We start from the raw sequence: 23,894 nt of genomic DNA on the forward strand, positions 1-23,894 counted from the left end.
CCGTGGGTGCGGCCGCCGGCACGGAGGTGGTCCGCGCGTTCGACATCCGCGCTCTTCTGCTGCATCCGTCGGCGGCGGCCGCCATCCGGTCCGGGTGGGCGTCGACGATCTACGTGAACGTCATGACCGCGGCGGTGGTGCTGTTCCTCGTGTGGTTCGCCCGCTGCCGGCGCAACGCCGGGCTGCTCTCCCCCGGCGCGGTGCGCGGCTCGGGCGCGTGGGCCGTCGCCGCCTGGCTGATACCGGGGGTCAACCTGTGGGCGCCGCGCGGACTCCTGCTGGACGTCCAGCGGGCGAGCGGCCCGGCCGGGGCGGACCAGGACGTCCTGGTGAACGTGTGGTGGGGGGCCTGGGCCGGGCACGCGGTGCTGGCGCTGGCCGCCGCACAGCTGGGCGGCGGGACCTCGCTGCCGCTGCTCGTGCCGGCGGAGTCCCTGAACCTGCTGGCCGCGGCCCTGGTGACCGTCGTGATCCAGCGGATCACCGCACGACAGGCCGCCGCTGCGGACTCCGGGCCCCCGGTGTCCGCGCCGGCCGGCCTGCCGCAGGCTCCGTAGGGCCGCCGGTCAGCCGATGTGGTAGCTGTCGCCGTAGACCTTCCAGTCGAGCGGGGTGTTCAGGTCGAGGTTGCCCTTGTGCAGGAAGACCCGCTGCTCGGTGTCGACCCGGCTGGTGTCGCTGTGGGCCTCCTCCTGCTTCATGGCCCAGACCCGCGCGTCGAGGAACGCGTCGAGGTACGTGGTCTCCTTGCCGCCCTGCGCGGGCGGCTTGGCGCTGCGCAGGGCGCGCTTGCGTATGTTGCGGAAGCTGGTGGGGTCGTCGCCGTCACCGTGCATGACGAGGGCGTCGTAGTAGACGAACTGGCCGAGCGCGCGCAGTCCGTCGGTCTTGCCCTGGGCGACCGCGGGGTTGAAGTAGACGCGGTCGCGTTCGTCGTCCTGGGCCCGCTGGAAGGAGGTGTCCCGGGCGGCCCTGCGCCAGTCGCCGGGGAAGCCGGGGTCGAGGCCCTCGTGCGAGTCGCTGCCGTTGACCTTGCGCAGCGCGGGCAGGTACTTGGCGAGGACGTTGCCGGGGGTGCGGTCGGTGTAGAGCTGGACGACCTCGAGCATGTCGCCGGTGCCGGAACAGAAGCCGATGATGCCGGCGGTGTAGCCGCGACCGTCGCCGATGTCCTCGATGTACTTGTACTGGGCCCTCCAGTCGAGCGAGGAGTTCTCCGCGCTGGACACGAGTTCCATCGCGATCTCCTTCTTCGCGGGGTCGTCCAGTCCCGGTGCGGCGGCCGTGGCCGCGGTGGCGGAGCGGGTACCGATCAGGGCGCCGGAAGCGACCGCGCCGAGCAGGGCGACGGCGGTACGGCGGGAGACGTGCACCACAGGGCCTCCAAGTGGGCGTGGGGGGTGGCGAGCCCGGGCTGCCGCCCGAACTGGTAGGAAAGTTTCCTACCAGAAGCGCCACCGACAACCCCGCGGAGGCCAACTTCGTACGATCGCCCAACCGCAACGAGCCACGCCTTCGTGACCCCACACGTGACAAATGCAAAAAAATAGACATAATGGAATATGTATTCGTTCGCGACATGAAGGACCGCTCACCGTATGGCGTACGGAGCCCGCCGCAGCCCCTTTCCGCTTCCTCACCCCGACCTGACGCGCGCCCGCGACTGCGAGCACTGTCTCGGCTGGGGAACCGTCGTCACCCGCGACGGCAGGCACGAGCTGTGCCACACCTGCCAGCTCGTCCAGAACTCCGACGCCGGCGCCTGACGGGGACGTACCGTGGAGCCATGGCCCCTCCGCTGCCGGGTCCACTGGCGCATCTGGCGCCGCTGCTCGGTCATTACGGCTACTGGGCCGTGGGGGCCGTGGTCTTCGTGGAGGATTTCGGGGTCCCCGCGCCCGGCGAGACGATCCTCCTCGCGGCCGGTGTCTACGCGGGCGCCGGCCGGCTGAACGTCGTGGCGGTGGCGGTGATCGCGTTCACCGCGGCTGTGCTCGGGGACAACGTCGGGTACCTGATCGGCCGGTCCGGCGGCCGCGCCTTCGTCCACCGCTGGGGCCGGTACGTCTTCCTGACGCCGCGGCGCCTGGAGGCCGCCGAGGAGTTCTTCGGCCGGCACGGCGGCAAGGTCGTGACCGTGGCCCGGTTCGTCGAGGGGCTGCGCCAGGCCAACGGCATCATCGCGGGCACCATCGGTATGCCCTGGCGCCGCTTCCTCGCCTTCAACGCGCTCGGCGCGGCCCTGTGGGTCGGCCTGTGGACCACCCTGGCCGCCCTGGCGGGCAGCCACATCACCGCCGTGTACGACAAGATCCGGCACTACCAGCTGTACGTCCTCGTCGGCGCCGCCGCCCTGCTCGCGGCCTTCGTGGTACGGCGGCTGCTGCGGCGCCGGCGCGAAGCGGGCCGGCGGCGCGCGCCCGACCCGTCCTGAGCCGACGGCGATCAGCCGGCCGAGGGGCCGTGGGTGAGCCGATCGAGGTCAGCCGGCCGACGGGCCGTGGGTGTGGAGATACTCCAGGGCGTCCTGGACCACCGTGCGCCGGTACCAGGACCGCCACGCGGCCAGATCCCCCGCCAGCACGTCCAGGCCGGCCTCCTCACCGGGGGACAGCCAGCCGCCCGGCTCCGCCCGGTGCACCGAGAGCACACCGGAGCAGCTGCCGTCGGCCGTGAGGAGCGGCGTGCTGCGGATCGCGCGGCTGCCCGCGGCCAGGGCCGCCCGGCCGACGGGATGGCCGGCCAGCTCCGGGTCCGCGGCCACGTCGGCGACCGTCACCGGACGGCGCTCGGCCTGGGCGCGGGCGCACACCGCCGGCGGCCCGAGCACCAGGGCCAGGCAGTCCCGGTAGGCCTCGTCCAGGCCGTGCTGGGCCTCCAGGACAAGCGCCTCGTCCTGCACCCGGTCGGCCAGATGGATCTCGACCGCGTCGGCGTCGGCCAGCGTCACCGCCATGTACACGGCGACTTTCAGCACCTGGAGCCGGTCACGCGGGTCCGCCTCGGCCAGCAGCCCGCCGGTGGGCGGCGGGGTGTGCCGGCGCCCCGGGAACCACTCCGTGGCCGTCAGCGGCGGCGGAGCGGTCACCACGGCCGAGGCCAGCACCCGCACCGGCACATTGTGGTGCTGGGAGCCGTCCCGCAGCAGCGTGAAGGCGGCCGCCGGACCGAACAGGCCGTAGCGGGCGATCAGGATGCCCTGGGCGATGCCGATGATCCCGCTGGTGCGGGCCTTGGCCCGCAGACCGAAGACCTCGCTCGGGCTCGCCGGCAGCAGGTACGGGCCGTTCGCGGCGGCCGCGGCGCGCGGGGCCGCGAGGGCACTGTCCAGGTTCGGGCACAGACGGATGCCGGGCAGGGATCTCCTGGTCAGCGCCACGCGGACCGGCGGTGCCGCACCGATGACCAGGACGGGACCGGCCGCGAGGTGCCGGGTGTGCGTGTCCAGGGCGCGGACCGCTGTTCCGGTCACCCGGCACACACCGGACATGTCCAGGACCAGCAGCGGATGGTGCCCGCCCGCCTGCCGCAGCTCCAGCTCGCGACCGAGTACATCGACGCTCCGGGCATCGAGCGTTCCGGAGAGGTGCAGCACCACCGCCGCCCGGTCGGCCACCGGCTGCACGGTCACGGTGACGTCTCCCGTCACTGGGCACCACCTGCGGACTTCGCGCGCTTCCTCGCGGCTCGCACCGCGGCCGGTGCGCACTCCCCAGCCGCACCTCGTCTGGTCCCACCTTGTTCCCCCACGCTGCGAAGACGCAAGCACCCGAGCCGGCAAGTCGACGTTTCCCCCGTCTCACGAGGAGCACCCGGAGGGAAGACCGGCCGACCGTGTGGTCGTCGGTCCGAGGCTCCCTCGGTTCGGAGAAGTGCTGGGGGAGCTTCCTCGTGAACGCTCCGGTCCGGTTTGGCCGGCCGCACAGCGGTAAACCGGAGGGCGAACGGAGAACAGTCGAGACGTTGGGATGTGACACCCATGGCTGGCAGCCAGAAGGCCAAGGGCAAGGCGGAGCAGGTCAAGGGCCGGGCCAAGGAGGCCGCGGGCCGCGCCGTCGGCAACGAGAGCCTGGAGGCCAAGGGCCGTATGGAGGGCGCGCGCGGCGACGCCCGCCAGGCCAAGGAGAAGGCGAAGGACATCGGCAAGCACTGAGCGAGGCCTCTCCTTCACCGAGGAACGGGCCCGGATCGTCCCGGCAGCGCCGGACGGTCCGGGCCCCTCGCTGACCAGGCGTCCCCGGGCAATCGAAGGATTCGGGCCGGATGTCCCCTTGACCGGCGGTCCAGCGGGTAACCGAAGCCCGATGGCAGCTCCCCGAGGGCAAGGGCGGACGAGGTATGGACATGCAGCTCAGGACGCACGCGTCGGCACAGCCCCGCACCGCGGCCCCGCGCTACAGCCGTACCTGGGCCAGCGGCCTGATCAGCATCGCCGAGGCCAGGGACGCCGTCGCCGACCTGCTCGCCCGGGCCCGCCCCGCACCGGCCCGGCAGGCGGTGCAGGACGCGCAGCTGGTCGTGAGCGAGCTGGTCACGAACGCGGCCCAGCACGCGCCCGGCCCGTGCGCGCTGGGCCTGGACCTGCTGCCCGGCGGCGGCGCGCTGCGCATCACCGTCACGGACACCTCCCCCGAACCGCCCCGCCGGCGCCCTCCCGACCCCGGCCGGGTCGGCGGCCACGGACTGCACCTGGTGTTCCGGCTGGCCGCCGACGTGCGGGTGACCCGGCTGGTCCGGGGCAAGCGGGTCGCCGCGATCGTGCCGCTCGCCGCCGGGCCGGGCCGTTGAGGACCGGGCCGCGCGGCCGTTCCGGGGCGCGCGACACGGGCACCCGTGCCAGGCTCGAGACGGGGCACCGCACACGCGCGACCAGCGGCCGGGGGGCTGGAGGGACGGCCGGGCGGCGGGTGGGCGGGACGTCGCGGGCGAGGAGGTACGGCGATGAGCGACGGCGACGCGGTGCGCGGGCGACACCAGCTGTCCGGCCCGCAGCCCGATGTGGCCGGTGCCGCCGGCTGGTCCGACGCCCCACCGCGGATGGGCTTCTTCACCGACACATCGGTGTGCATCGGCTGCAAGGCCTGCGAGGTGGCCTGCAAGGAGTGGAACGCCGTACCGGAGGACGGCCTGGAGCTGTCCGGGACGTCGTACGACAACACGCAGAGCCTCGGCTCCGACACCTGGCGGCATGTGGCCTTCGTGGAACAGCGCAAGCCGTTCGGCGGGCAGGAGCCCGGCGTCGGACACGAGGACGTGGACGTCTTCGCCGCCGCCGCACGGCTCGGCACCGACGCCGCCTCCCCCGGCCCGGGCGTCACCACTCCCCCGCCCGGCGAGGCCCCCGCGGGCGCGCCGGCCGGGCGGATCTCCCCGGTCGCCCCCGACGGCCGCACCGAGCTGCGCTGGCTCATGGCCTCGGACGTGTGCAAGCACTGCACGCACGCCGCCTGTCTGGACGTGTGCCCGACCGGCTCGCTGTTCCGCACCGAGTTCGGCACGGTCGTCGTCCAGGAGGACATCTGCAACGGCTGCGGCTATTGCGTGCCCGCCTGCCCGTACGGCGTGATCGGCCTGCGCGAGGACGACGGCCGGGCGTGGAAGTGCACGCTGTGCTACGACCGTCTCGGCGTCGGCATGGAGCCCGCCTGCGCCAAGTCCTGCCCGACGGAGTCCATCCAGTTCGGCCCGCTGGAGGAGCTGCGGGAGCGGGCCCGGGAGCGGGTGGCGCAGCTGCACGCGGCCGGGGTGGCCGACGCCCGCCTCTACGGCGAGAGTCCGGACGACGGCGTCGGCGGGGCCGGCGCGTTCTTCCTGCTGCTGGACGACCCCGAGGTCTACGGCCTGCCCCCGGACCCCGTCGTCACCACCCGGGACCTGCCCGACATGTGGCGGCACGCGGCCCTGGCCGCCGTCTCGCTGGCCGCCCTCGCCCTCGGCAGTTTCGTACGGAGGCCGCGATGAGCGAATCGGACGTCACCCGGGACGGGGTGCGGGGCGCGCGGCCCGGCCGGGAAGCCCCGACGGGCGCGGCCGGGGGCCGTCGGCGGCGCGGCCGGGGTGGCCGGGGCGAGCAGCCGATGGTGCCGGACGCGGAGTTCTCGTCGTACTACGGCAGGCCCGTGCTGAAGAAGCCGCCCTGGAAACCACTGGACATCGCCGGGTACCTGTACCTCGGTGGCCTGGCCGGGGCGTCCTCGCTGCTGGCGGCGGGCGGGCAGGCCACCGGCCGGCCGGGGCTCGCCGCGCCGGCGAAGTTCGGGGCGGCCGGGGCGATCTCGCTGTCGCTGGCCGCGCTCGTCCACGACCTGGGCCGCCCGGCCCGCTTCCTGAACATGCTCCGGGTGGTCAAGCCCACTTCACCGATGAGCGTGGGCTCCTGGCTGCTGGCCGGATACGTACCGCTCGCCCTCACCGCCGCGGCGACCGAGCTGGCGGGCCGCCGCCGGCCGGCCGGCCGGGTCGCGGCGGCGGTGGCGCGGTGCCTGCGGCCGCTCGGGCCGGCGGCCACGGCGGGCGCGGCGGTGCTCGGCCCGGCCGTGGCGACGTACACCGCGGTGCTGGTCTGCGACACGGCGGTGCCGTCGTGGCACGAGGGCTATCGCGAGCTGCCCTTCGTCTTCGCGGGCTCCGCGGCGACGGCCGCGTCCGGACTGGCTCTCGCCGCCGCTCCGGCGGCGCAGACGGCACCGGCCCGGCGGATGGCCGCACTCGGAGCCGCGCTGGAGGTGGGCGCCTTCCGGGCGATGAAGCGGCGCATGGGCACCGCCGCCGAGCCCTACGAGCAGGGCGGGCCGCGGCTGTTGCTGCACGCGGCGGAGGCGCTGACCGCGGGCGGGGCCGTCCTCGCCCTGGCCGCCGGGCGGGACCGGCGCCTCGCCCTGGCGGCCGGTCTCGCGCTGCTCAGCGGCTCGGCGGCCGTCCGCTTCGGCGTCTTCCAGGCCGGGGTGGCCTCGGCGGAGGACCCCCGGTACACGGTGCTGCCGCAGCGGGAGCGGCTGACGGACGGCGGCTAGCGAGCCACGGTCACTCCGGCCGGGTGAGTCTTGCGGCCACGGCGTCGAGGACCCAGTCCAGGCCGGTCGCGAAGGATGTGTCGGCGTCCACGTGCGTGCCGTCGTGCACCGCCTTGGCGAGGGCGGGGAAGCGGTCTGTGGCGAGCATTCTCGTCACATGCGGGCCGGAGGCGCGCTGCCAGTCGCTCTTGGACAGGCCTGTGGTGCGCTCGGCCCGCAGGTTCGCGATCTCGCGCCTGATCGCGCCGGTGCAGTAGGCGCTGACGGTCTCGACGGCGCGCAGGACGGTGTCGATGTCGGCGAGCCCGTCGAGGGCGGCCAGCTTGGCCTCGGTCACGGCGAGGCCGTTCGGGCCGAGGCTCGGGCGGCCGCCGAGCAGGTCGGCGAGCCATGGGTGGCGCAGAGCGGCCTGCCGGGTGCGGTGGGAGAGGTCGCGCAGCGCCTCCCGCCAGTCGCCGGGCTGTTCCTCGGGGAGGATCTCGGCCTGGACCTCGTCCACCATGAGGTCGAACAGCTCTTCCTTGGTGGAGATGTAGCCGTACAGCCGCATCGGGCCGGCGTTCAGCCGGGCGGCGACCTTGCGCACCGACACCGCTTCCAGCCCGCCCTCGTCGGCCAGTGCGATGGCGGCGGCGACGATTCGCTCCCGGTCGAGCGGCACGGGGCGAGTCGGCGGCTCCGGCCGGTCCCAGACAGTCATGGCCACATCGTACTGTTGCGATACGGCGTATCGAGAAAATACAGTGTATCGACATGAGACATCGCATCGCCGTGGTCGGAAGCGGCCCCGCCGGCCTCACCTTCGCCCGTGTCCTGCACCGCCACGGCCACCCCGTCACGGTCCTCGAACGCGACCCCGGCCCCGACGCCCGCCCCCCGGGCGGCACGCTGGACCTGCGCGAAGGGCAGGGTCAGCTCGCGCTTCGGAAGGCGGGGCTGCTGGCGGAGTTCCAGGCGCTGTCCCGGCCCGAGGGTCAGGCCATGCGCATCCTGGATCCGGACGGGACCGTCCTGCGCGACTGGCGGCCTCGCCCGGACGAGCGGGCCAATCCCGAGATCGACCGCGGTGACCTTCGTGACCTGCTGCTCGGCCCCCTCGACGTGCAGTGGGGGCGGGGTGTGACGCGGGTGGTGCCGGGGACCCCCGACGGCGTCCTGGTCCACTTCGAGGACGGGCGGCAGGAGACGTTCGACCTCGTGGTGGGCGCGGACGGCGCGTGGTCCCGGGTGCGCCCCGCGGTCTCGCCGGCGACCCCGCAGTACACCGGCGTCGCCTCCGTCGAGACGTCCCTCGACGACGTCGACACCCGCCACCCCGGCCTCGCCCGGCTGGTCGGCGACGGCTCCATGGGGGTGTACGGCGTGAACCGGAGTCTCGTCGCCCAGCGCAACAGCGGCGGCCACGTCAAGGTATACGCCCAGTTCCGCGCGCCGCTGGACTGGCACGCGGACCTGGACCCGGCCGACGCCGAGGCCGTGCGGGCGCGTCTGCTGGCGCTGTTCGACGGCTGGGCCGCTCCCGTCCTCGACCTGCTCCACCACGGCACCGCGTTCGTCCAGCGCCCCCTGTACGTCCTGCCCGTGAGCCACACCTGGACCCATGTCCGCGGGGTGACGCTGCTGGGCGACGCCGCCCATCTGATGCCTCCGCTGGGGGCGGGCGCGAACCTCGCGATGCTGGACGGCGCCGAACTCGCCGAGGCCATCGCCGCCGGCCCCGACAAGCCGGACGACATCGTCCACGCCTTCGAGGAGCGGATGTGGGCGCGGGCCGGCAGGTGGGCGAAGATCACGACAGCCGGTCTGGAACGCCTCGTGGGCCCTGACCCCGCCGAAGCGCTCGCTCTCTTCGACGAGGTCCAGCCGTCCTGACCGCCGGGCGCCTTCCGAGGGCCCGGTTCTGCTCGGTGCCGCGGTCTACGGGCCCTCCGCGCCCAGCCGGGCCGCCAGGTCCGGGAGCGAGACGGCGGTCAGCGCCGGGTGCCGCGGGGACGAGGGGTACGGCTGTGAGGTGCGGCGCAGCCACGCGGTGACCAGCCCTGCCCCGGCGGCGCCGTCGATGTCCCACGGGTGCACCGAGACCAGCAGTGCCTCGCCGGCCGCGACGCCCAGGGTGTGCAGGGCGTGGGCGTAGGCCTCCCCGGCCGGCTTCCAGCGGCCCGCGGCCTCGACATCGAGGTGGGTCTCGAAGCAGTCGGTGAGCCCGGCCCTGCCGAGCACCGCGCGGGTGGTGCCGGCGGAGCCGTTGGTGAGGGTCGCGAGGCGGTACCCGGCCGTGTGCAGGGCGCGTACTCCGGCGGGCACGTCGGGGTGCACGGGCAGCTCCGCGAGCCCGGCGAGGACGTGTACGGCGGCCCGTTCCGGATCGGTCGCGCCCTCCTCGCCGGCCGCCAGCGTCCGCAGCCCGTCCCCCGCCACGGCCGCGAAGGACGCCCGGCCCCCGGCGAGGGTCAGGGCCATCCCGTCGCGCAGCACCCCGGCGAACCAGGCCGGCAGGAGGTGGCCGGGGAGGCCGACGTACTCGAAGCGGGCAGCGAGCGGGGTCAGATCGGTGAGGGTCTCGTTGACGTCGAACAGCACGACGCGAGGGCGGTCGGCGAGCAAGCGGATCACCTCCGTGGGCGACGCGGGCGAGACCCACCCGCAGCCGGGCGAGCGGCACCGCGGCACTGCCGACGGCCCGCCTGCCGACCATCATGGCAAGCCCCTCTGCCGCGTGCGCGGCGGCGATGACAGCGGCCAGGCGGCGGCCGGAACCGGCGGACCGGCCGTTTGACCCCCGTCCGCCCGGGTACTCCGCGGCCCACCGGAAGATGCCCGGGGCGGCCGGGCGCGGGACAATCGGGGCAGGACGGAGCGGAAGGAGCGGGGCATGGGTGTGCGCACCTGGATCGACTCCTGGCCGGTCTACCGGCAGCTGACCGGCACCGACCCGCTGGGCCGGGGCGCCGCCGCCCGGAGCGGGCGCAGCGCGCGGCTGACGCCGCGGGTGGCCACCGCCGACCGGGTGGTGAAGTCGGTGTGCCCGTACTGCGCGGTGGGCTGCGGCCAGAACGTGTACGTCCAGGAGGGGAAGGTCACCCAGATCGAGGGCGACCCGGACTCCCCGATCTCGCGCGGCCGGCTCTGCCCCAAGGGCGCGGCGAGCCTCCAGCTGACCACCGGGGACGCCCGCGAGCACCAGGTGCTGTACCGGCGCCCGCACGGCACCGACTGGGAGCGGCTGGACCTCGGCACCGCGATGGACATGATCGCGGACCGGGTGATCGCGGCGCGCCGGGCCGGCTGGCAGTGGGAGGCCGACGGGAACCGCACCCGGCGCACGCTCGGCATCGCGAGCCTGGGCGGGGCCACGCTCGACAACGAAGAGAACTACCTGCTCAAGAAGTTGTTCACCGCGCTGGGAGCGATCCAGATCGAGAACCAGGCGCGTGTTTGACACTCCTCCACCGTTCCCGGTCTGGGAACCTCGTTCGGACGCGGCGGCGCGACCACCTTCCAGCAGGACCTTCAGCACGCCGACTGCATCGTCATCGAGGGCTCGAACATGGCCGAGTGCCATCCGGTCGGGTTCCAGTGGGTGATGGAGGCGAAGGCGCGCGGCGCCAAGGTGATCCATGTAGATCCGCGGTTCACCCGCACCAGCGCACTGGCCGATCTGCACGTCCCGCTGCGCGCGGGGACCGACATCGCGTTCCTCGGCGGGATCATCCACGAGGTGCTGGAGCACGAGAAGTACTTCCGCGACTATGTGGTGGCGTACAGCAACGCGCCGGTGATCCTGCGCGAGGACTTCCACGACACCGAGGACCTGGCCGGCGTCTTCTCCGGCCTGGACGCCCGCAACCGGAGGTACGACAACGCCAGTTGGCAGTACGAGGGCACCGAGGTGCAGGCGGCCTCGGGCGAGCGCGACCAGGAGTACGAGGAGCGCACCGGCGGCGGCAGTTCGGTGACCGAGGCGGCGCGCGGCGAGGCGCACGGCTCCGGCGGCGCGGTGATCGGCGAGGGCGAGCCGGAGCGGGACGAGACGCTCACCCATCCGCGCTGCGTCTTCCAGGTGCTCAGGCGGCACTACGCGCGCTACACCCCGGAGCTGGTCGAGCAGGTCTGCGGGGTGCCGCAGGAGCTGTTCCGGCAGGTGTGCGAGCTGGTCACGGAGAACTCCGGCCGCGACCGCACCACGGCCTTCGCCTACGCGGTCGGCTGGACCCAGCACACGGTGGGCGTGCAGTACATCCGCGCGGCCTCGGTGCTCCAGACCCTGCTGGGCAACATCGGCCGGCCGGGCGGCGGCATCCTGGCGCTGCGCGGGCACGCCTCCATCCAGGGCTCGACGGACATCCCGACCCTGTTCAACCTGCTGCCGGGCTACATCCCGATGCCGCACGCCCACCAGAACCAGGATCTGGAGGCCTTCGTCGAGGCGGAGGCGGCCCACAAGGGTTACTGGGGCAACATGCGCGCCTACCTGGTGAGCCTGCTGAAGGCGTACTGGGGTGACGCGGCGACCCCGGAGAACGACTTCTGCTTCGACTACCTGCCCCGGCTCACCGGCTCGCACTCGACGTACGAGACGACGACGGCCCAGCTGGACGGTGTCTGCAAGGGCTACTTCCTGATCGGCGAGAACCCGGCCGTGGGGAACGCGAACTCCAAGCTGATGCGGCTCGGCATGGCCAACCTGGACTGGCTGGTCGTCCGGGACTTCTCGCTGATCGAGTCGGCGACCTGGTGGAAGGACGGCCCGGAGATCGCCACCGGTGAGCTGCGCACCGAGGACATCGGCACCGAGGTGTTCTTCCTGCCGGCCGCCGCGCACACCGAGAAGGACGGCAGTTTCACCAACACCCAGCGGCTGGTGCAGTGGCACCACCAGGCGGTCGAACCGCCCGGGGAGGCGCGCAGCGACCTGTGGTTCGCCTACCACCTGGGGCGGATCATCCGGGAGAAGCTGGCGGGGTCCGCCGACGAGATGGACCGGCCGCTGCTCGACCTGGCCTGGGACTACCCGACGAAGGGCGCACTCGCCGAACCGGACGCCGAGGCCGTCCTCGCCGAGATCAACGGCCATGACGCCGAGGGCGCCGCGCTCTCCTCGTACGAGGAGCTGAAGTCCGACGGCTCGACCGTCTGCGGCTGCTGGATCTACTGCGGTGTCCGCGCCGACGGTGTCAACCAGGCCGCCCGCCGCAAGCCCGGCCGGGAGCAGGACTGGGTGGCCTCCGAGTGGGCCTGGGCCTGGCCGGCCAACCGCCGGATCCTGTACAACCGCGCCTCCGCGGACCCCGAGGGCCGCCCGTGGAGCGAGCGGAAGGCACTGGTGTGGTGGGACGCGGAGCGGGGTGAGTGGACCGGGCACGACGTACCCGACTTCAAGAAGGACAAGGAGCCCGGTCACGAGCCGCCCGAGGGCGCGACCGGCCCGGAGGCCCTGTCGGGCAGGGATCCGTTCATCATGCAGGCCGACGGCAAGGCGTGGCTGTATGTGCCGTCCGGGCTCACCGACGGCCCGCTGCCCACGCACTACGAGCCGCAGGACTCGCCGTTCGCCAACCTCCTGTACGACCAACAGCGCAACCCGGTCCGTCAGTTGCTGCCGCCGCATCCGGACAACCGCTACCAGCCGAGCGGTGACGAGCCCGGCTCCGCGGTGTTCCCGTACGTGGCCACCACCTACCGGCTCACCGAGCACCACACCGCGGGCGGCATGTCGCGCTGGCAGCCGTATCTGGCCGAGCTCCAGCCGGAGTTCTTCTGCGAGGTCTCCCCCGAGCTGGCCGCGGAGCGGGGCCTGACGCACACCGGGTGGGCGACGATCGTCAGCGCCCGCGCGGTGATCGAGGCCCGGGTGCTGGTCACGGACCGGATGGCGCCGCTGACCGTGCACGGGCGCCGGCTGCACCAGGTGGGCCTGCCGTACCACTGGGGCCCGAACGGGTACAGCACCGGGGACGCGGCCAACGAGCTGCTGCATCTGTCCCTGGACCCGAACACGCACATCCAGGAGTCGAAGGCGTTCGCCGTGGACATCCGCCCGGGGCGCAGGCCGCGCGGCCCTGCCTCCCTGGCGCTGGTCCGCGCCTACCGGATCCGCGCGGGCATCGACGAGCGCACGGGCACGGAGCCCTGAGCCCTGGCCGTCGAACCCCTACCGGAGCACGATCGAGTGGGGCCCGCGCGGCACCAGCTCCCCCACCACCGGCGCCCCGGGCACCTCCCCGGCGACCAGCAGACCGCCGGAGGTCTGCGCGTCGGCCAGCAGCAGCCGGGTGCCGTCGTCGGTGTCCCCGAAGTCGGTGTGCGGGGCCACCCATTCGAGGTTGCGCCGGGTGCCGCCGCTGACGTAGCCGTCGCGTACGGCCTCCCGGGCGCCGTCCAGGTACGGCACGGCGGCGGTGTCGATGACAGCGGTCACCTTCGAGGCGCGGGCCAGCTTGTGCAGATGGCCGAGGAGGCCGAAGCCGGTGATGTCGGTGGCGCAGCGGGCCCCGGCCGCGAGGGCGGCCTCGGCGGCGTCCCGGTTGAGGGCCGTCATGGTGGCGACGGCCTGCTCGAAGCGCTCGCCGGTGGCCTTGTGCCGGTTGTTCAGCACGCCCAAGCCCAGCGGCTTGGTCAGGCAGAGCGGCTGCCCCGGCCGGCCGGTGTCGTTGCGGAGCAGCCGGTCGGGATCGGCGAGGCCGGTGACGGCCATGCCGTACTTCGGCTCGGGATCGTCCACGCTGTGCCCGCCGCCGACATGGCAGCCGGCCTCGGTGGCGATGTCGAGTCCGCCGCGCAGCACCTCGCGGGCCAGTTCGAAGGGGAGCCGGTCGCGCGGCCAGGCCAGCAGGTTGACGGCGAGGACCGGCCGGCCGCCCATCGCGTAGACGTCGGACAGGGCGTTGGCGGCGGCGATGCGTCCCCAGTCGTAGGGGTCGTCCACGACCGGGGTGAAGAAGTCCGCCGTACACACGAGTGCCGTGCCCCGGTGGGTGACCACGGCCGCGTCGTCCCCGGTGGCGAGCCCGACGAGCAGGGGCGTGTCGCCCCCGGCGAGTGCCGGTGCGGTCAGGCCCGGCGACCACCTCCTCCAGCTCCCCCGGCGGGATCTTGCAGGCGCAGCCGCCGCCATGGGCGAACTGCGTGAGCCGGACGGGCGCCCGGCGGGTCGGTACCGAAGTCTTTGACATGGCGGTGGTCTCCTGGGGCAGAAGCCTGACGGGTGGTGGAGGCGTGTGGGTGCCTGGTGGCCCTCCCGGTCTTCAAAACCGAGGTGTCCGAGCAGCTCGGACAGGCAGGTTCGATTCCTGTCCGCCTCCGTCCGTCCCGTCCCGGCGACAGCGCCTGCGCTGGTCGTCCAGGCGTTCCGTGTGTCCCCGGGCGTCCAGGAACTCCAGCAGCGGTACGGCCACCCGGCGGGTGGTGTCCAGGGCCCGGCGTGCCTCGCTGAGCGTGAACGGCTCGGGCAGCTCGCGCAGGACGGCGGCGGCCGCGGTGTCCGCGCCGGGCAGCAGCACGATCCCGTCGGCGATCCGCAGCAGCGCCCCCGCCTGCACGGCCGCCGCCAACGCCTTGCGGTCCAGGCCCAGTTCGGCGAGCCGGCCGGCCTCGGGCGCGCGGAACGGCGTACGGGCCAGGTCGCGGCGGACCGCGTCCACGGCCGCGCGGACGGGCGGGGGCAGCCCGGGCCGTGCGCGGTCGGCGGGGTACAGCCGGCCCCCGCGGGCGCGCAGCCCGGGTGTGGCGGTGGCCAGGGCGTCGACCAGCGCGCGGTCCGGCAGGCCGAGCAGTCGGCGGGCGGCCTCGGTGGGCAGCCCGGGGTCGAGCGGGTGGGCGCGGGCGTGCCGCTCGGTCTCGGTGGTGAGCCGGTCCTTCAGGGTGTCCCAGTGGTGCGGGTCGGCGAGCCAGTCGCCGGCCACGGGTTCGGCGGGGACCGGGACGCCTATCGCCCGCAGTTCGGCGCGGCGGATCAGCTTGCGGCGGGCGAGTTCGGCGGTGCCGTCGGGCCGGCCGGTCATGGTGGCCAGTTCGGCCGCGCGGGCCCGGCCGGCACCGCGCCGGGTCAGCCGGGGCGGCCGTACGTCGAGGACGGTGGCCGCGCGGGGCCTGCGGCCGCCCCCGGGCTCGCGCAGCACGGCCCGGTCGCCGACGCGCAGCGGCAGGGCGCGGGAGAGGGTGAGCCGGGCGGTGTCCGTGCCGAGCGGGCGGACGGTCACCGGGACGGCGGCGGTGCCGATGTGCAGGGTGACCTGGCGGGGCAGGTCGGCCGTGGGCTCGCCGGTGACCCGTACGTCGATCAGCTCGGCGCACCGCCAGCGGTCCGGGGTGAGCAGCACCTGCCCGCGGCTCAGGGCCGCGTCGCCGGGGCCGTGCACGTTGACGGCGACCCGGGCGACGGCGCCGACCGCGGTGCGCTCCTCGTGCAGGCTCTGGAGCCCTCTGACCCGCAGGCCGGCGCCGCCGTCCCCGGTGGCCAGCCGGTCGCCGACGCGCAGCGTGCCCGCGCCGAGGGTGCCGGTGACGACGGTGCCGTGGCCGCGGACGGTGAAGGCCCGGTCCAGCCAGAGCCGTACGTCTGCGTCCCGGTCGGGTGCGGGCAACTCCTCGGCCAGCCGGGCGAGTTCGGTGCGCAGAGCGTCCAGTCCGCGGCCGGTGACGGCGCTCACCGCCACCGCGGGCACCGTGCCGAGGGAGGTGGCGGCCAGCCGTTCGAGGGCGTCGGCGCGCACGGGTGCCGGGTCGGCGAGGTCGCTGCGGGTGATCGCGAGGACGGCGTGCCGGACGCCGAGCGCGTCGAGGATGGCGAGGTGTTCCTCGGACTGCGGCTGCCAGCCCTGGTCGGCGGCGACCACGAAGAGCACCGCGGGCACGGGTCCGACCCCGGCGAGCATGGTGGCGACGAACCGCTCGTGCCCGGGGACGTCCACGAAGGCGAGGTGTTCGCCGTCCGGGCCGAGCCGGGTCCAGACGAAGCCCAGGTCGAGCGTAAGGCCGCGGCGGCGTTCCTCCTCGTACCGGTCGGGTTCCATCCCGGTGAGGGCGCGGACCAGGGCCGATTTGCCGTGGTCGACATGGCCGGCGGTGGCGAGGACCCGCATCACGTCCGCCCTTCCGCCGCCGGGCCGGCGCACCGCGCGTGCACCGCCCGTACGGCTTCGGCGAGCCGTTCGTCGTCCTCCTCCGGCACCGCGCGCAGGTCCAGCAGACAGCGCCCGGCCTCCAGCCGTCCGACCACCGGGCCCGGTCCGGTCCGCAGGGCCGTGGCATACCGCTCGGGCAGGGAGAGGGCCGCGCTGGGCAGGGTGACGCCGGGGGCGCCGCCGCCGCCGACCGTGGCGGTGCTCGGTACGGCCCGTACGTCGATGCCGTCGGCGGTGAGCGAGGCGGCGAGCCGCTCGGCGCGGGCGGTCAGCCGGGCCGGGTCGGCGGTGAGGGCGCGGGCGGTCGGGGTGGGCGGCCCGGTGAGGGTGGCCTCCAGCGCGGCGAGGGTGAGCTTGTCGACGCGCAGGGCACGGGCCAGCGGATGCCGGGCGAGCGTGCGGACGATGTCCTGGTCGCCGAGGAGCAGGCCGCACTGGGATCCGCCGAGCAGCTTGTCGCCGCTCGCGGTGACCAGGGCGGCGCCTGCGCGCAGCTGGGTGTCGGCGTCGGGCTCTTCGGGCAGCGCGGGGTGCGGGGCGAGCAGGCCGGAGCCGATGTCGACGACGACCGGTACCCCGAGACCGGTCAGCTCGGCTGCCGTGGCGGACCGGGTGAAGCCGGTGATGCGGAAGTTGGAGGGGTGCACCTTCAGCACGAAGCCGGTGTCGGGGCCGATCGCGTCGGCGTAGTCGGCGGCGGTGGTGCGGTTGGTGGTGCCGACCTCGCGGAGCCGGGCGCCGGTGGAGACCAGCAGGTCGGGCAGGCGGAAACCGTCGCCGATCTCCACCATCTCGCCGCGGCTGACGACGATCTCCCGGCCGGCCGCGAGCGCCGTGGCGGCGAGGACGAGTGCGGCCGCGCCGTTGTTGACGACGTGCACGGCGCCCGCGGCTGGTACCCGCTGGCGCAGGGCGGCGAGGGCGGAGCGGCCCCGGCGGGCCCGGACGCCGGTGTCCAGGTCGAGTTCCACGTCGGTGGGCCCGGCGGCCTCCTGGACGGCCCGGCGGGCCGCGGCCGAGAGCGGGGCCCGGCCGAGGTTGGTGTGCAGCAGCACCCCGGTCGCGTTGACCACCGGCCGCAGACCGCTCGCGGTGACGGGCAGCAGGGCGAGGGCGGCCTCCGCCACCTGCCCCGGGGCGATCCCGCCCGCCCGGGCCCGCTCCTGCGCCTGCCGGACAGCCGCCTTGACCACGCCTCCACCGAGCCGCTCCACGGCAGCGGCGAGACGGGGATCACGCAGCAGCGCATCGGTCCGCGGAATCATCCGACGCACGTCCCCTCCCCCGCGGCCCGACGGCGTACGCCCGCTGCTCCCCTCGGCGCCCTCCGGCGCACCGGAGTCCCGGGCCGCCCGCCCCGCGGCACCACCCGAGACGGAACCCGCCTGCGACCCGCCCGGGTGCAGAGGCGCGGCACCGGGGGCGCCTGCCAGCCCCTTCCCGTGGGCGGAGCCCACAGGCCAAGGGCCGCCGCCCGGGCCGGACTCATCTACCACGCCGTCACCGCCAGCGGACCCCGGGGGTAGAGGCACGGCGCCGGGGGCGCTTGCCAGTCCTTGCCGTGGCCGGTCCCCCGCCCGCCGTCTCCACGCGCGGCCCGATGCACAGGCCCGCCACCAGGCGAGGCCATCCGCCGCTGGTCCATGCCGCCCCTGTCTCTCCGGTCCGGCCCGTGCCCGTGGCCGGGCCTTTCCATCGTCTCCCAGTGCCCCCGGGCGGCCGTTCGACACGCCGTGAGGCGTTGGCGGCGGGCGCTCCCGGGTACCCGGCGCGGCATGGACGACAAGCACCGCAACCGACAGGGCGACGACGCGAGCGCTGCCGAGCGTGCCGCGCGCCGGCAGCGTGAGACGGACAGCGCACGGGCCTCCGCCGAGCCGTTCGAGTACCCGTACCCGGAGCGTCGGCCGGGGGTGCGGGCCCGGCGCCGGGTCAGCGAGGCGCAGGCCGCCGCGGACATGCCGCCGGGTATCCCGGGCGGCTACGGCACGACCGGCGGCGGTCGGCCCGGCGCGACCGGGTCCGCGCATCCGCCGGTACGGCGGTCCGGTGACGCTCCCGAAGGCACGGGCTCGGCGGAGCCGGGCGGTGACGACGAGGGGCCGGTGAACCGCTCGCGGCGGTGACCCGGGCGGGGGACGCTAGGGGCCGCCGGGCCAGGGGCGGTCGAAGGGCTCGTCGGTGCCGGGCTGCGGGCGTGGGGGCGGGGGCTCGCCGGCGGTGAGGTGTTCCAGCACCTCGACCAGTTCCTGGCAAGCCTTCTCCACCGAGTTGCGGGTGTTGCGCTGCTCGGTGATCAGGGCGGACAGCAGCAGCGCGGTGAGGGCCATGGAGCCGTTGAACGCCTGGAGCTTCGCCATGGTCTCGATCCGGTCGAGCCCGGCGAAGGCGCCGACGCCGTCCGTGGCGGCGACCGTCGCCAGCACGGACGTCAGCAGGGCGCACAGTGCGCTGCCCACCAGCTGGAAGCGCAGGGCGGCCCAGATGAGCAACGGGTAGACGAGGAACAGCAGGCTGATCGGGCTGAAGGCGGCCAGCGGGACGAGAGCGCAGGTGACCAGCGTGAGTGCGGTCGCCTCCTTCCAGCGGCCCAGCGGCGGCAGCCGACGCGCGCCGTACAGCAGGAGCAGCAACGGCGTCACGATCAGTACACCCATCGCGTCGCCGACCCACCAGGCGAGCCAGACGGGCCAGAAGCTCTGGGCGGCCAGCTTGTCCGTGAGCACCAGGAGCCCGACGCCGACCGTCGCGCTGATCAGCATCGCGCCCAGCGCGCCCAGGAACACCAGGGCGACGCCGTCGCGCAACCGGCCGAGGTCGGGGTGGAAACGGGCCCGGCGCAGCAGCAGCGCGGCGCACAGCGGTGCGGCGGTGCTGCCGAAGAGGACGCCGATCACATCGAGGTGCGGGGTGGTGAGGGAGAGCACGACGAAGAAGGCGCCGAGCGTGATGCCGGGCCAGCAGCTCAGCCCGAGGATGAGCAGGGCGGCGACGGCTACGCCGGTCGGCGGATAGATGGGGGTGACGACGGCGCCCTCGACGGACAGCTCGCGCAGCAGTCCGAGCCGGCCGGCCACGTAGTAGCAGGCCGCGACGGCCAGCACCTGGACGGCATAGGCGCCCGGCCGGCGCAGTTCCTCGATACCCACCACAGCAGCAATCTCACACCGCCGGGCGCGGGTCGGCGAGGCGAGAGACGCGGTGGTCCGGCCCTATGGGTGGACCCGGCGCCCGGCCCGGGCGGCGGATCCGGGGCGGGCGGCCTCGGCCCGTTCAGGGATGCGTGCCGGGCCCGTCGAGGCCCACGACGAGGACGGCGGCGTCGTCCTCGTGTCCGACGCTCTCGGCGCCCTTGATCACGGCGGCGGCCAGTGCCGGGGCCGCCAGACCGGCGACGGCGGCGATGCCCGCGAGGCGCACCACCTGGTCCAGGCCGGCCTCGATCGCCAGCGAGGGTCCCTCCACCACTCCGTCCGTGACCAGCACGAACACTCCGCCGGTGGTGAGCCGGTGCCGGGTGACCGGGTACTCGAAGCCCCGCTCGATGCCGAGCGGCGGTCCGCCCTCGTCGTCGACGACGCCGGACTTTCCGTCGGCCGTGGCCCACACGAAGGGGATGTGACCGGCGCGGGCGCTCTCCAGCACGCCGGTTTCCGGGTCGAGCCGCATGAAGGTGCAGGTGGCGAAGAGGTCGCTGCCGAGCGCGAGCAGCAGCTCGTTGGTGCGGGCCAGCAGCTCGCCGGGTTCACCGGTGACGGTGGCGAGTGCGCGCAGCCCGGCCCGGACCTGGCCCATGAAGGCGGCGGCCTCGATGTTGTGCCCCTGGACGTCGCCGATGGACAGCCCGATCCTGCCGTCGGGCAGGGTGAACGCGTCGTACCAGTCGCCGCCCACGTTGAGGCCGAGGTTGGCCGGCGCGTACCGGACGGCGAGGTGCAGCCCGGGGGCGGTGGGGAGGTCCCGGGGCAGCATGCCGCGCTGGAGGGCGATGGCCAGCTCGACCTGGGTGCGCTGAAGCTCCGCGCGCTGACGTGCCTGGGCGGTCAGCGAGCCGAGTCTGGCCAGCAGCTCGTCGCCGTCGTCCGTGGAGCGCTTGCGGGGCATCGGTCACTTCCGACAGGGCGGGGCCCGGGAAGCACCCGCCTGAACATTCGGCAAACGCCTCGATTTTACCTATATATGATGATCACGCCCATAGGGGACGATCTCGGCCGGGCGCGGCCCGCCGTGGGTCCTCACCCGAACGGTGGACGTATCCGTGTCGGCCCCGGGGATGCGCGGGGCCGTGGGTGTGAGATGGCGGTGGCGGTCCCGGCCGGCTCCCCGGTCCGGCCCCGGACCGCTTCCCCCACTCATTCGCTTTCGCGCGGGATCACGCGCGAAGGACCACGAAGGACATCTCCATGCGTCTGTGTCGTCCGCTCGTCGCCGTCCTCGGCGGGCTCGTCCTCTCCGTGACCACCATGGGTTCCGCGCTCGCCGCGGACGGCACGTTCGTGTGGATCGGCCCCCAGGGCAAGGCGTACGCCATCGACAGCCCGCCGGACAACAAGTGCTTCGACATGGGCCAGGAGGCGCGTGGCCCGCGCAACTCCACGAAGAAGCCGCTCGTCGTCTACACGAAGAAGAAGTGCCAGGGCGCGGCGCTGCGGCTCGCCCCCGGCCATGCGGCGCCCGACAGCAGGCACTTCGCCAGCGTGGTGTTCAACCCTCGCTGACCGGCGCGGCCCGGCTCCGCCGGGAAACCGGGCGGCACGTGGACGCTCCCGCGTCGGCGTGCCGCCCGTGTCGTGCCCTCCGGCCCTGGGAAATCCAGGCACCAGCCACCGGCCGTCCGGTGGCTTTCCTCGTTTCGGCGGCTGGAGGGCGCCGGCCCCCGTCGGTACGACCGGACGGGGGCCGGCGCGGCTCACAGCGGCGAGTGGGCCACCGCCATCACATAGGCGCCGAACAGCAGGGACACGACGGTGAGGGCGCCGTACACGACCACCGCCTGGGCGGGCCGCACCCGCCAGGTCCGGGTGAGCGCGCGGGCCATCGGGATGAGCAGCGGGAAGGCCGGCAGCAGGAACCGCGGCTTGGAGGAGAAGGAGCCGGATCCGCCGAGCACGAGCAGGATCAGGATCCCGGTGAAGATCACCAGGACCAGCGGGGCCCGGTCCAGGCACAGCAGCGCGAACAGCAGCAGGCTCACGGCGACGATCATCAGGGCGGCCGGGTAGACGACGCCGCCGCCGTGCAGCAGCAGGGCTCTGACGAAGCGCAGGGCGCCGACACCGAAGTCGAAGCGCGAGTCCCAGGCGCTCTGCACCGTGAAGTAGCCGCCGAACACGTCGCCGGTCTGGCTGCCGACCCACAGCACATAGCCGAACCAGCCCAGGGGGGCCAGCAGCGCACCGGCCCACAGCCGTGCCGGGACCCGGCCGCGCTGCCGCACCACCTCGACGGCGGCGGCCAGGATGACGGCGCCGGCCAGCGCGAACCCGCTGGGCCGGGAGAGGCCCGCGGCCGCGGCCAGCGCACCGGCCCACACCCAGCGGCGGGTGAGCACGCAGTACAGGGACCAGACGGCGAGCGCGGCGAACAGCGACTCGGTGTAGGCGATGGTCAGTTCGACGGCGTGCGGCATGACGGCCCACAGCCCGACCAGCACGGTGGCGACACCCCGCCCGTACAGGTGGTGGCCGATGACGTAGACGCCGTACGCCGCCACGCCCGCGGCGATCCAGGCGATGACCATCGCGGCCTGGCCCGGAGTGAGCGGCAGGACGGTGATCAGCGCCTTGATGAGGGCGGGATACAGCGGGAAGAACGCCCAGTCGACCTGGACGGCACCTTCGGGCGTGATCCAGATGAGATGGCCGTAGCCCTGGCCGGCGATGTGCAGATACCAGCGGGAGTCCCAGGAGTGGGCGAGGTTCTTGACCAGCGGGTGGCCGCGCGCCGCGTTGGTGAGGATCACCGTGAGCACCCCGGCGAGCCGGACGGCCGCGAACAGGGCGAGGGCCGGGAGTGCCCCCTCGGGGATCCCGCGCCGGGCGATCCGGGGCAGGGCCGGTGGACGGCGGAGGGGACCGGACGGGGCGGTCGGCTCGGGCCGGGGTACGGATGAGGTGGTCACACTCTTGACCTTGAACACGCCGGGTAAGACGAGCAAACCGCGACCCGGGTTTCTTACACACTTCCACCCCGATTCAGGAATCGGGGCAAACTTCCCGGCCCGCTCCCGGCTCCCGGACACCCCCCGCGGGGGCCCTCCGAGGTGTTGTTATCATCTGAGCGCTGCCTAGCTCGAAAGATGGATCTGTGACTGTCAACGACGACTCGTTCACCAACTGGAAGATCCGCGAGGAGATCGCGGAGTCGATGATCCCGCTCATCGGGAAGCTGCACCGCGAGCAGGACGTGACCGTCCTGCTGCACAGCCGCTCCCTGGTGAACAAGTCGGTGGTCAGCATCCTGAAGACGCACCGCTTCGCCCGGCAGATCGCCGGCGCGGAGCTGTCCGTCACCGAGACCATGCCGTTCCTGAAGGCCCTCACCACCCTCGACCTCGGGCCCTCCCAGATCGACCTCGGCATGCTCGCCACGCAGTACCAGGCCGACGACCGCGGCCTGAGCATCGAGGAGTTCACCGCCGAGGCCGTCGCCGGCGCGACCGGCGCCAACAAGATCGAGCGCCGCGAGCCGCGCGATGTCGTGCTGTACGGCTTCGGCCGCATCGGCCGGCTCGTCGCCCGCCTCCTCATCGAGAAGGCCGGCTCCGGCAACGGGCTGCGCCTGCGCGCCATCGTGGTCCGCGGCGGCGGCGCCCAGGACATCGTCAAGCGCGCCTCGCTGCTGCGCCGCGACTCCATCCACGGCCAGTTCCAGGGCACCATCACCGTGGACGAGGCCGAGAGCACCATCGTCGCCAACGGCAACGCCATCAAGGTGATCTACGCCGACGACCCCAGCGCCGTGGACTACACCGAGTACGGCATCCGGGACGCCATCCTCATCGACAACACCGGCAAGTGGCGCGACCGCGAGGGTCTGTCCAAGCACCTGCGCCCCGGTATCGAGAAGGTCGTGCTGACCGCGCCCGGCAAGGGCGACGTCCCGAACATCGTGCACGGCGTCAACCACGACACCATCAAGCCGGACGAGCAGATCCTGTCCTGCGCCTCCTGCACCACCAACGCGATCGTGCCGCCGCTGAAGGCCATGGACGACGAGTACGGCGTGCTGCGCGGCCACGTGGAGACGGTCCACTCGTTCACCAACGACCAGAACCTGCTGGACAACTACCACAAGTCCGAGCGCCGGGGCCGCTCCGCGCCGCTCAACATGGTGATCACCGAGACCGGTGCCGCCTCCGCCGTCGCCAAGGCGCTGCCCGACCTCAAGGCGAAGATCAGCGGCAGCTCGATCCGGGTGCCGGTGCCGGACGTCTCGATCGCGATCCTCAACCTCCAGCTGGCCCGCGAGGCCACCCAGGAAGAGGTGCACGACTACCTGCGCGAGGTGTCGCTGACCTCGCCGCTCAAGCGCCAGATCGACTTCACCACGGCGCCCGACGCGGTCTCCAGCGACTTCATCGGCTCGCGTCACGCCTCGATCGTGGACGCCGGCGCCCTCAAGGTCGACGGCGACAACGCGATCCTCTACCTCTGGTACGACAACGAGTTCGGCTACTCCTGCCAGGTGGTCCGGGTCGTCCAGCACGTCTCGGGCGTGGAGTACCCGACGTACCCGGCGACGGCCGTCTGACGCCGGG

At 73.9% G+C, this 23,894-nt stretch carries 20 protein-coding genes, 1 tRNA gene and 2 pseudogenes; 13 read left to right on the plus strand and 10 right to left on the minus strand.

The window, feature by feature from the left end; all coding sequences use genetic code 11:
• Nucleotides 1–2 precede the first annotated feature (2 nt).
• Nucleotides 3–557, plus strand: coding sequence for a DUF4328 domain-containing protein (locus ACWCV9_RS33085; RefSeq protein WP_450792144.1), 555 nt, complete (start codon nucleotides 3–5; stop codon nucleotides 555–557).
• A gap of 9 nt (nucleotides 558–566) precedes the next feature.
• Here the strand turns inward: ACWCV9_RS33085 and ACWCV9_RS33090 are convergent, their stop codons facing one another.
• A complete protein-coding gene (locus ACWCV9_RS33090; RefSeq protein WP_450792145.1) occupies nucleotides 567–1,376 on the minus strand; it encodes a chitosanase in 810 nt (269 codons plus the stop codon).
• Nucleotides 1,377–1,598: 222 nt separating this feature from the next.
• Between ACWCV9_RS33090 and ACWCV9_RS33095 the strand changes: the two genes are divergently transcribed.
• The gene (locus tag ACWCV9_RS33095; RefSeq protein WP_450792147.1) at nucleotides 1,599–1,766 is read left to right on the plus strand and encodes a hypothetical protein; all 168 of its coding nucleotides are present in this window, start codon (nucleotides 1,599–1,601) and stop codon (nucleotides 1,764–1,766) included.
• Nucleotides 1,767–1,786: 20 nt separating this feature from the next.
• Nucleotides 1,787–2,434 carry a DedA family protein gene (locus ACWCV9_RS33100; RefSeq protein ID WP_450792149.1) on the plus strand — a complete coding sequence of 216 codons (648 nt, stop codon included), beginning with the start codon at nucleotides 1,787–1,789 and terminating at the stop codon, nucleotides 2,432–2,434.
• 48 nt (nucleotides 2,435–2,482) lie between these two features.
• On the opposite strand, the gene ACWCV9_RS33105 is transcribed toward ACWCV9_RS33100, so the two are convergent.
• Nucleotides 2,483–3,649 carry an ANTAR domain-containing protein gene (locus tag ACWCV9_RS33105; protein ID WP_450792150.1) on the minus strand — a complete coding sequence of 389 codons (1,167 nt, stop codon included), beginning with the start codon at nucleotides 3,647–3,649 and terminating at the stop codon, nucleotides 2,483–2,485.
• A 330-nt stretch (nucleotides 3,650–3,979) separates the two neighbouring features.
• On the opposite strand from ACWCV9_RS33105, the gene ACWCV9_RS33110 reads away from it, so the two are divergent.
• From ACWCV9_RS33110 to nrfD, 4 genes are all read left to right on the plus strand, one after another.
• Nucleotides 3,980–4,153 (plus strand): CsbD family protein, encoded by a 174-nt coding sequence (locus tag ACWCV9_RS33110; RefSeq protein WP_385840942.1) that lies wholly within the window; start codon nucleotides 3,980–3,982, stop codon nucleotides 4,151–4,153.
• Nucleotides 4,154–4,344: 191 nt separating this feature from the next.
• Nucleotides 4,345–4,788, plus strand: a complete 444-nt coding sequence (locus tag ACWCV9_RS33115; protein WP_450792153.1) for an ATP-binding protein — start codon at nucleotides 4,345–4,347, stop codon at nucleotides 4,786–4,788.
• A 153-nt stretch (nucleotides 4,789–4,941) separates the two neighbouring features.
• Nucleotides 4,942–5,961 carry a 4Fe-4S dicluster domain-containing protein gene (locus ACWCV9_RS33120; RefSeq protein WP_450792155.1) on the plus strand — a complete coding sequence of 340 codons (1,020 nt, stop codon included), beginning with the start codon at nucleotides 4,942–4,944 and terminating at the stop codon, nucleotides 5,959–5,961.
• Nucleotides 5,958–7,013: an NrfD/PsrC family molybdoenzyme membrane anchor subunit gene (gene nrfD, locus ACWCV9_RS33125; protein WP_450792156.1), complete on the plus strand. Its 1,056-nt coding sequence runs from the start codon at nucleotides 5,958–5,960 to the stop codon at nucleotides 7,011–7,013. Before ACWCV9_RS33120 ends, nrfD begins: the two co-directional genes overlap by 4 nt.
• A gap of 10 nt (nucleotides 7,014–7,023) precedes the next feature.
• Here nrfD and ACWCV9_RS33130 read toward each other — a convergent pair whose 3' ends face one another.
• Nucleotides 7,024–7,713 (minus strand): TetR/AcrR family transcriptional regulator, encoded by a 690-nt coding sequence (locus ACWCV9_RS33130; RefSeq protein WP_450792158.1) that lies wholly within the window; start codon nucleotides 7,711–7,713, stop codon nucleotides 7,024–7,026.
• 53 nt (nucleotides 7,714–7,766) lie between these two features.
• On the opposite strand from ACWCV9_RS33130, the gene ACWCV9_RS33135 reads away from it, so the two are divergent.
• Nucleotides 7,767–8,885: an FAD-dependent oxidoreductase gene (locus tag ACWCV9_RS33135; RefSeq protein ID WP_450792160.1), complete on the plus strand. Its 1,119-nt coding sequence runs from the start codon at nucleotides 7,767–7,769 to the stop codon at nucleotides 8,883–8,885.
• Between the two features lie 45 nt (nucleotides 8,886–8,930).
• Here ACWCV9_RS33135 and ACWCV9_RS33140 read toward each other — a convergent pair whose 3' ends face one another.
• On the minus strand, nucleotides 8,931–9,617 hold the full coding sequence (locus tag ACWCV9_RS33140) for a haloacid dehalogenase type II (RefSeq protein WP_450792161.1): 687 nt from the start codon (nucleotides 9,615–9,617) through the stop codon (nucleotides 8,931–8,933).
• 268 nt (nucleotides 9,618–9,885) lie between these two features.
• On the opposite strand from ACWCV9_RS33140, the gene fdh reads away from it, so the two are divergent.
• The gene (fdh, locus tag ACWCV9_RS33145) at nucleotides 9,886–13,146 is read left to right on the plus strand and encodes a formate dehydrogenase (RefSeq protein WP_450792163.1); all 3,261 of its coding nucleotides are present in this window, start codon (nucleotides 9,886–9,888) and stop codon (nucleotides 13,144–13,146) included.
• A gap of 18 nt (nucleotides 13,147–13,164) precedes the next feature.
• Here the strand turns inward: fdh and selD are convergent.
• A pseudogene (gene selD / locus ACWCV9_RS33150) lies at nucleotides 13,165–14,185 on the minus strand (selenide, water dikinase SelD).
• Between the two features lie 37 nt (nucleotides 14,186–14,222).
• Between selD and ACWCV9_RS33155 the strand changes: the two are divergent.
• A tRNA-Sec gene (locus tag ACWCV9_RS33155) sits at nucleotides 14,223–14,315 on the plus strand.
• A gap of 35 nt (nucleotides 14,316–14,350) precedes the next feature.
• Here ACWCV9_RS33155 and ACWCV9_RS33160 read toward each other — a convergent pair.
• Nucleotides 14,351–16,093 (minus strand): annotated as a pseudogene (locus tag ACWCV9_RS33160) (SelB domain-containing protein); the annotation flags it as partial.
• A complete protein-coding gene (gene selA / locus ACWCV9_RS33165) occupies nucleotides 16,093–17,400 on the minus strand; it encodes an L-seryl-tRNA(Sec) selenium transferase (RefSeq protein WP_450792210.1) in 1,308 nt (435 codons plus the stop codon). The pseudogene ACWCV9_RS33160 and the gene selA, both read right to left, overlap by 1 nt.
• A gap of 510 nt (nucleotides 17,401–17,910) precedes the next feature.
• Here selA and ACWCV9_RS33170 point away from each other — a divergent pair.
• On the plus strand, nucleotides 17,911–18,261 hold the full coding sequence (locus ACWCV9_RS33170; RefSeq protein WP_450792164.1) for a hypothetical protein: 351 nt from the start codon (nucleotides 17,911–17,913) through the stop codon (nucleotides 18,259–18,261).
• Between the two features lie 15 nt (nucleotides 18,262–18,276).
• Here ACWCV9_RS33170 and ACWCV9_RS33175 read toward each other — a convergent pair whose 3' ends face one another.
• Nucleotides 18,277–19,287, minus strand: coding sequence for an MASE1 domain-containing protein (locus tag ACWCV9_RS33175; protein ID WP_450792166.1), 1,011 nt, complete (start codon nucleotides 19,285–19,287; stop codon nucleotides 18,277–18,279).
• A gap of 121 nt (nucleotides 19,288–19,408) precedes the next feature.
• Nucleotides 19,409–20,239: a PP2C family protein-serine/threonine phosphatase gene (locus ACWCV9_RS33180; RefSeq protein WP_450792167.1), complete on the minus strand. Its 831-nt coding sequence runs from the start codon at nucleotides 20,237–20,239 to the stop codon at nucleotides 19,409–19,411.
• 299 nt (nucleotides 20,240–20,538) lie between these two features.
• On the opposite strand from ACWCV9_RS33180, the gene ACWCV9_RS33185 reads away from it, so the two are divergent.
• Nucleotides 20,539–20,853, plus strand: a complete 315-nt coding sequence (locus tag ACWCV9_RS33185; RefSeq protein WP_450792169.1) for a hypothetical protein — start codon at nucleotides 20,539–20,541, stop codon at nucleotides 20,851–20,853.
• Nucleotides 20,854–21,044: 191 nt separating this feature from the next.
• Here the strand turns inward: ACWCV9_RS33185 and ACWCV9_RS33190 are convergent, their stop codons facing one another.
• Nucleotides 21,045–22,256 carry a hypothetical protein gene (locus ACWCV9_RS33190; protein ID WP_450792170.1) on the minus strand — a complete coding sequence of 404 codons (1,212 nt, stop codon included), beginning with the start codon at nucleotides 22,254–22,256 and terminating at the stop codon, nucleotides 21,045–21,047.
• A 185-nt stretch (nucleotides 22,257–22,441) separates the two neighbouring features.
• On the opposite strand from ACWCV9_RS33190, the gene ACWCV9_RS33195 reads away from it, so the two are divergent.
• Nucleotides 22,442–23,887, plus strand: a complete 1,446-nt coding sequence (locus ACWCV9_RS33195; protein WP_385840959.1) for a glyceraldehyde-3-phosphate dehydrogenase — start codon at nucleotides 22,442–22,444, stop codon at nucleotides 23,885–23,887.
• Nucleotides 23,888–23,894: the final 7 nt, after the last annotated feature.

It is taken from the genome of Streptomyces sp. NPDC001606, assembly GCF_053596835.1.

Coding starts and splice junctions, on each gene's coding strand:
- ACWCV9_RS33130 (WP_450792158.1), bottom strand. CDS start 7,713: ATGACTGTCTGGGACCGGCCGGAGCCGCCGACTCGCCCCGTGCCGCTC.
- ACWCV9_RS33100 (WP_450792149.1), top strand. CDS start 1,787: ATGGCCCCTCCGCTGCCGGGTCCACTGGCGCATCTGGCGCCGCTGCTC.
- ACWCV9_RS33120 (WP_450792155.1), top strand. CDS start 4,942: ATGAGCGACGGCGACGCGGTGCGCGGGCGACACCAGCTGTCCGGCCCG.
- ACWCV9_RS33115 (WP_450792153.1), top strand. CDS start 4,345: ATGCAGCTCAGGACGCACGCGTCGGCACAGCCCCGCACCGCGGCCCCG.
- nrfD (WP_450792156.1), top strand. CDS start 5,958: ATGAGCGAATCGGACGTCACCCGGGACGGGGTGCGGGGCGCGCGGCCC.
- ACWCV9_RS33180 (WP_450792167.1), bottom strand. CDS start 20,239: ATGCCCCGCAAGCGCTCCACGGACGACGGCGACGAGCTGCTGGCCAGA.
- ACWCV9_RS33135 (WP_450792160.1), top strand. CDS start 7,767: ATGAGACATCGCATCGCCGTGGTCGGAAGCGGCCCCGCCGGCCTCACC.
- ACWCV9_RS33185 (WP_450792169.1), top strand. CDS start 20,539: ATGCGTCTGTGTCGTCCGCTCGTCGCCGTCCTCGGCGGGCTCGTCCTC.
- ACWCV9_RS33095 (WP_450792147.1), top strand. CDS start 1,599: ATGGCGTACGGAGCCCGCCGCAGCCCCTTTCCGCTTCCTCACCCCGAC.
- selA (WP_450792210.1), bottom strand. CDS start 17,400: ATGATTCCGCGGACCGATGCGCTGCTGCGTGATCCCCGTCTCGCCGCT.
- ACWCV9_RS33170 (WP_450792164.1), top strand. CDS start 17,911: ATGGACGACAAGCACCGCAACCGACAGGGCGACGACGCGAGCGCTGCC.
- ACWCV9_RS33110 (WP_385840942.1), top strand. CDS start 3,980: ATGGCTGGCAGCCAGAAGGCCAAGGGCAAGGCGGAGCAGGTCAAGGGC.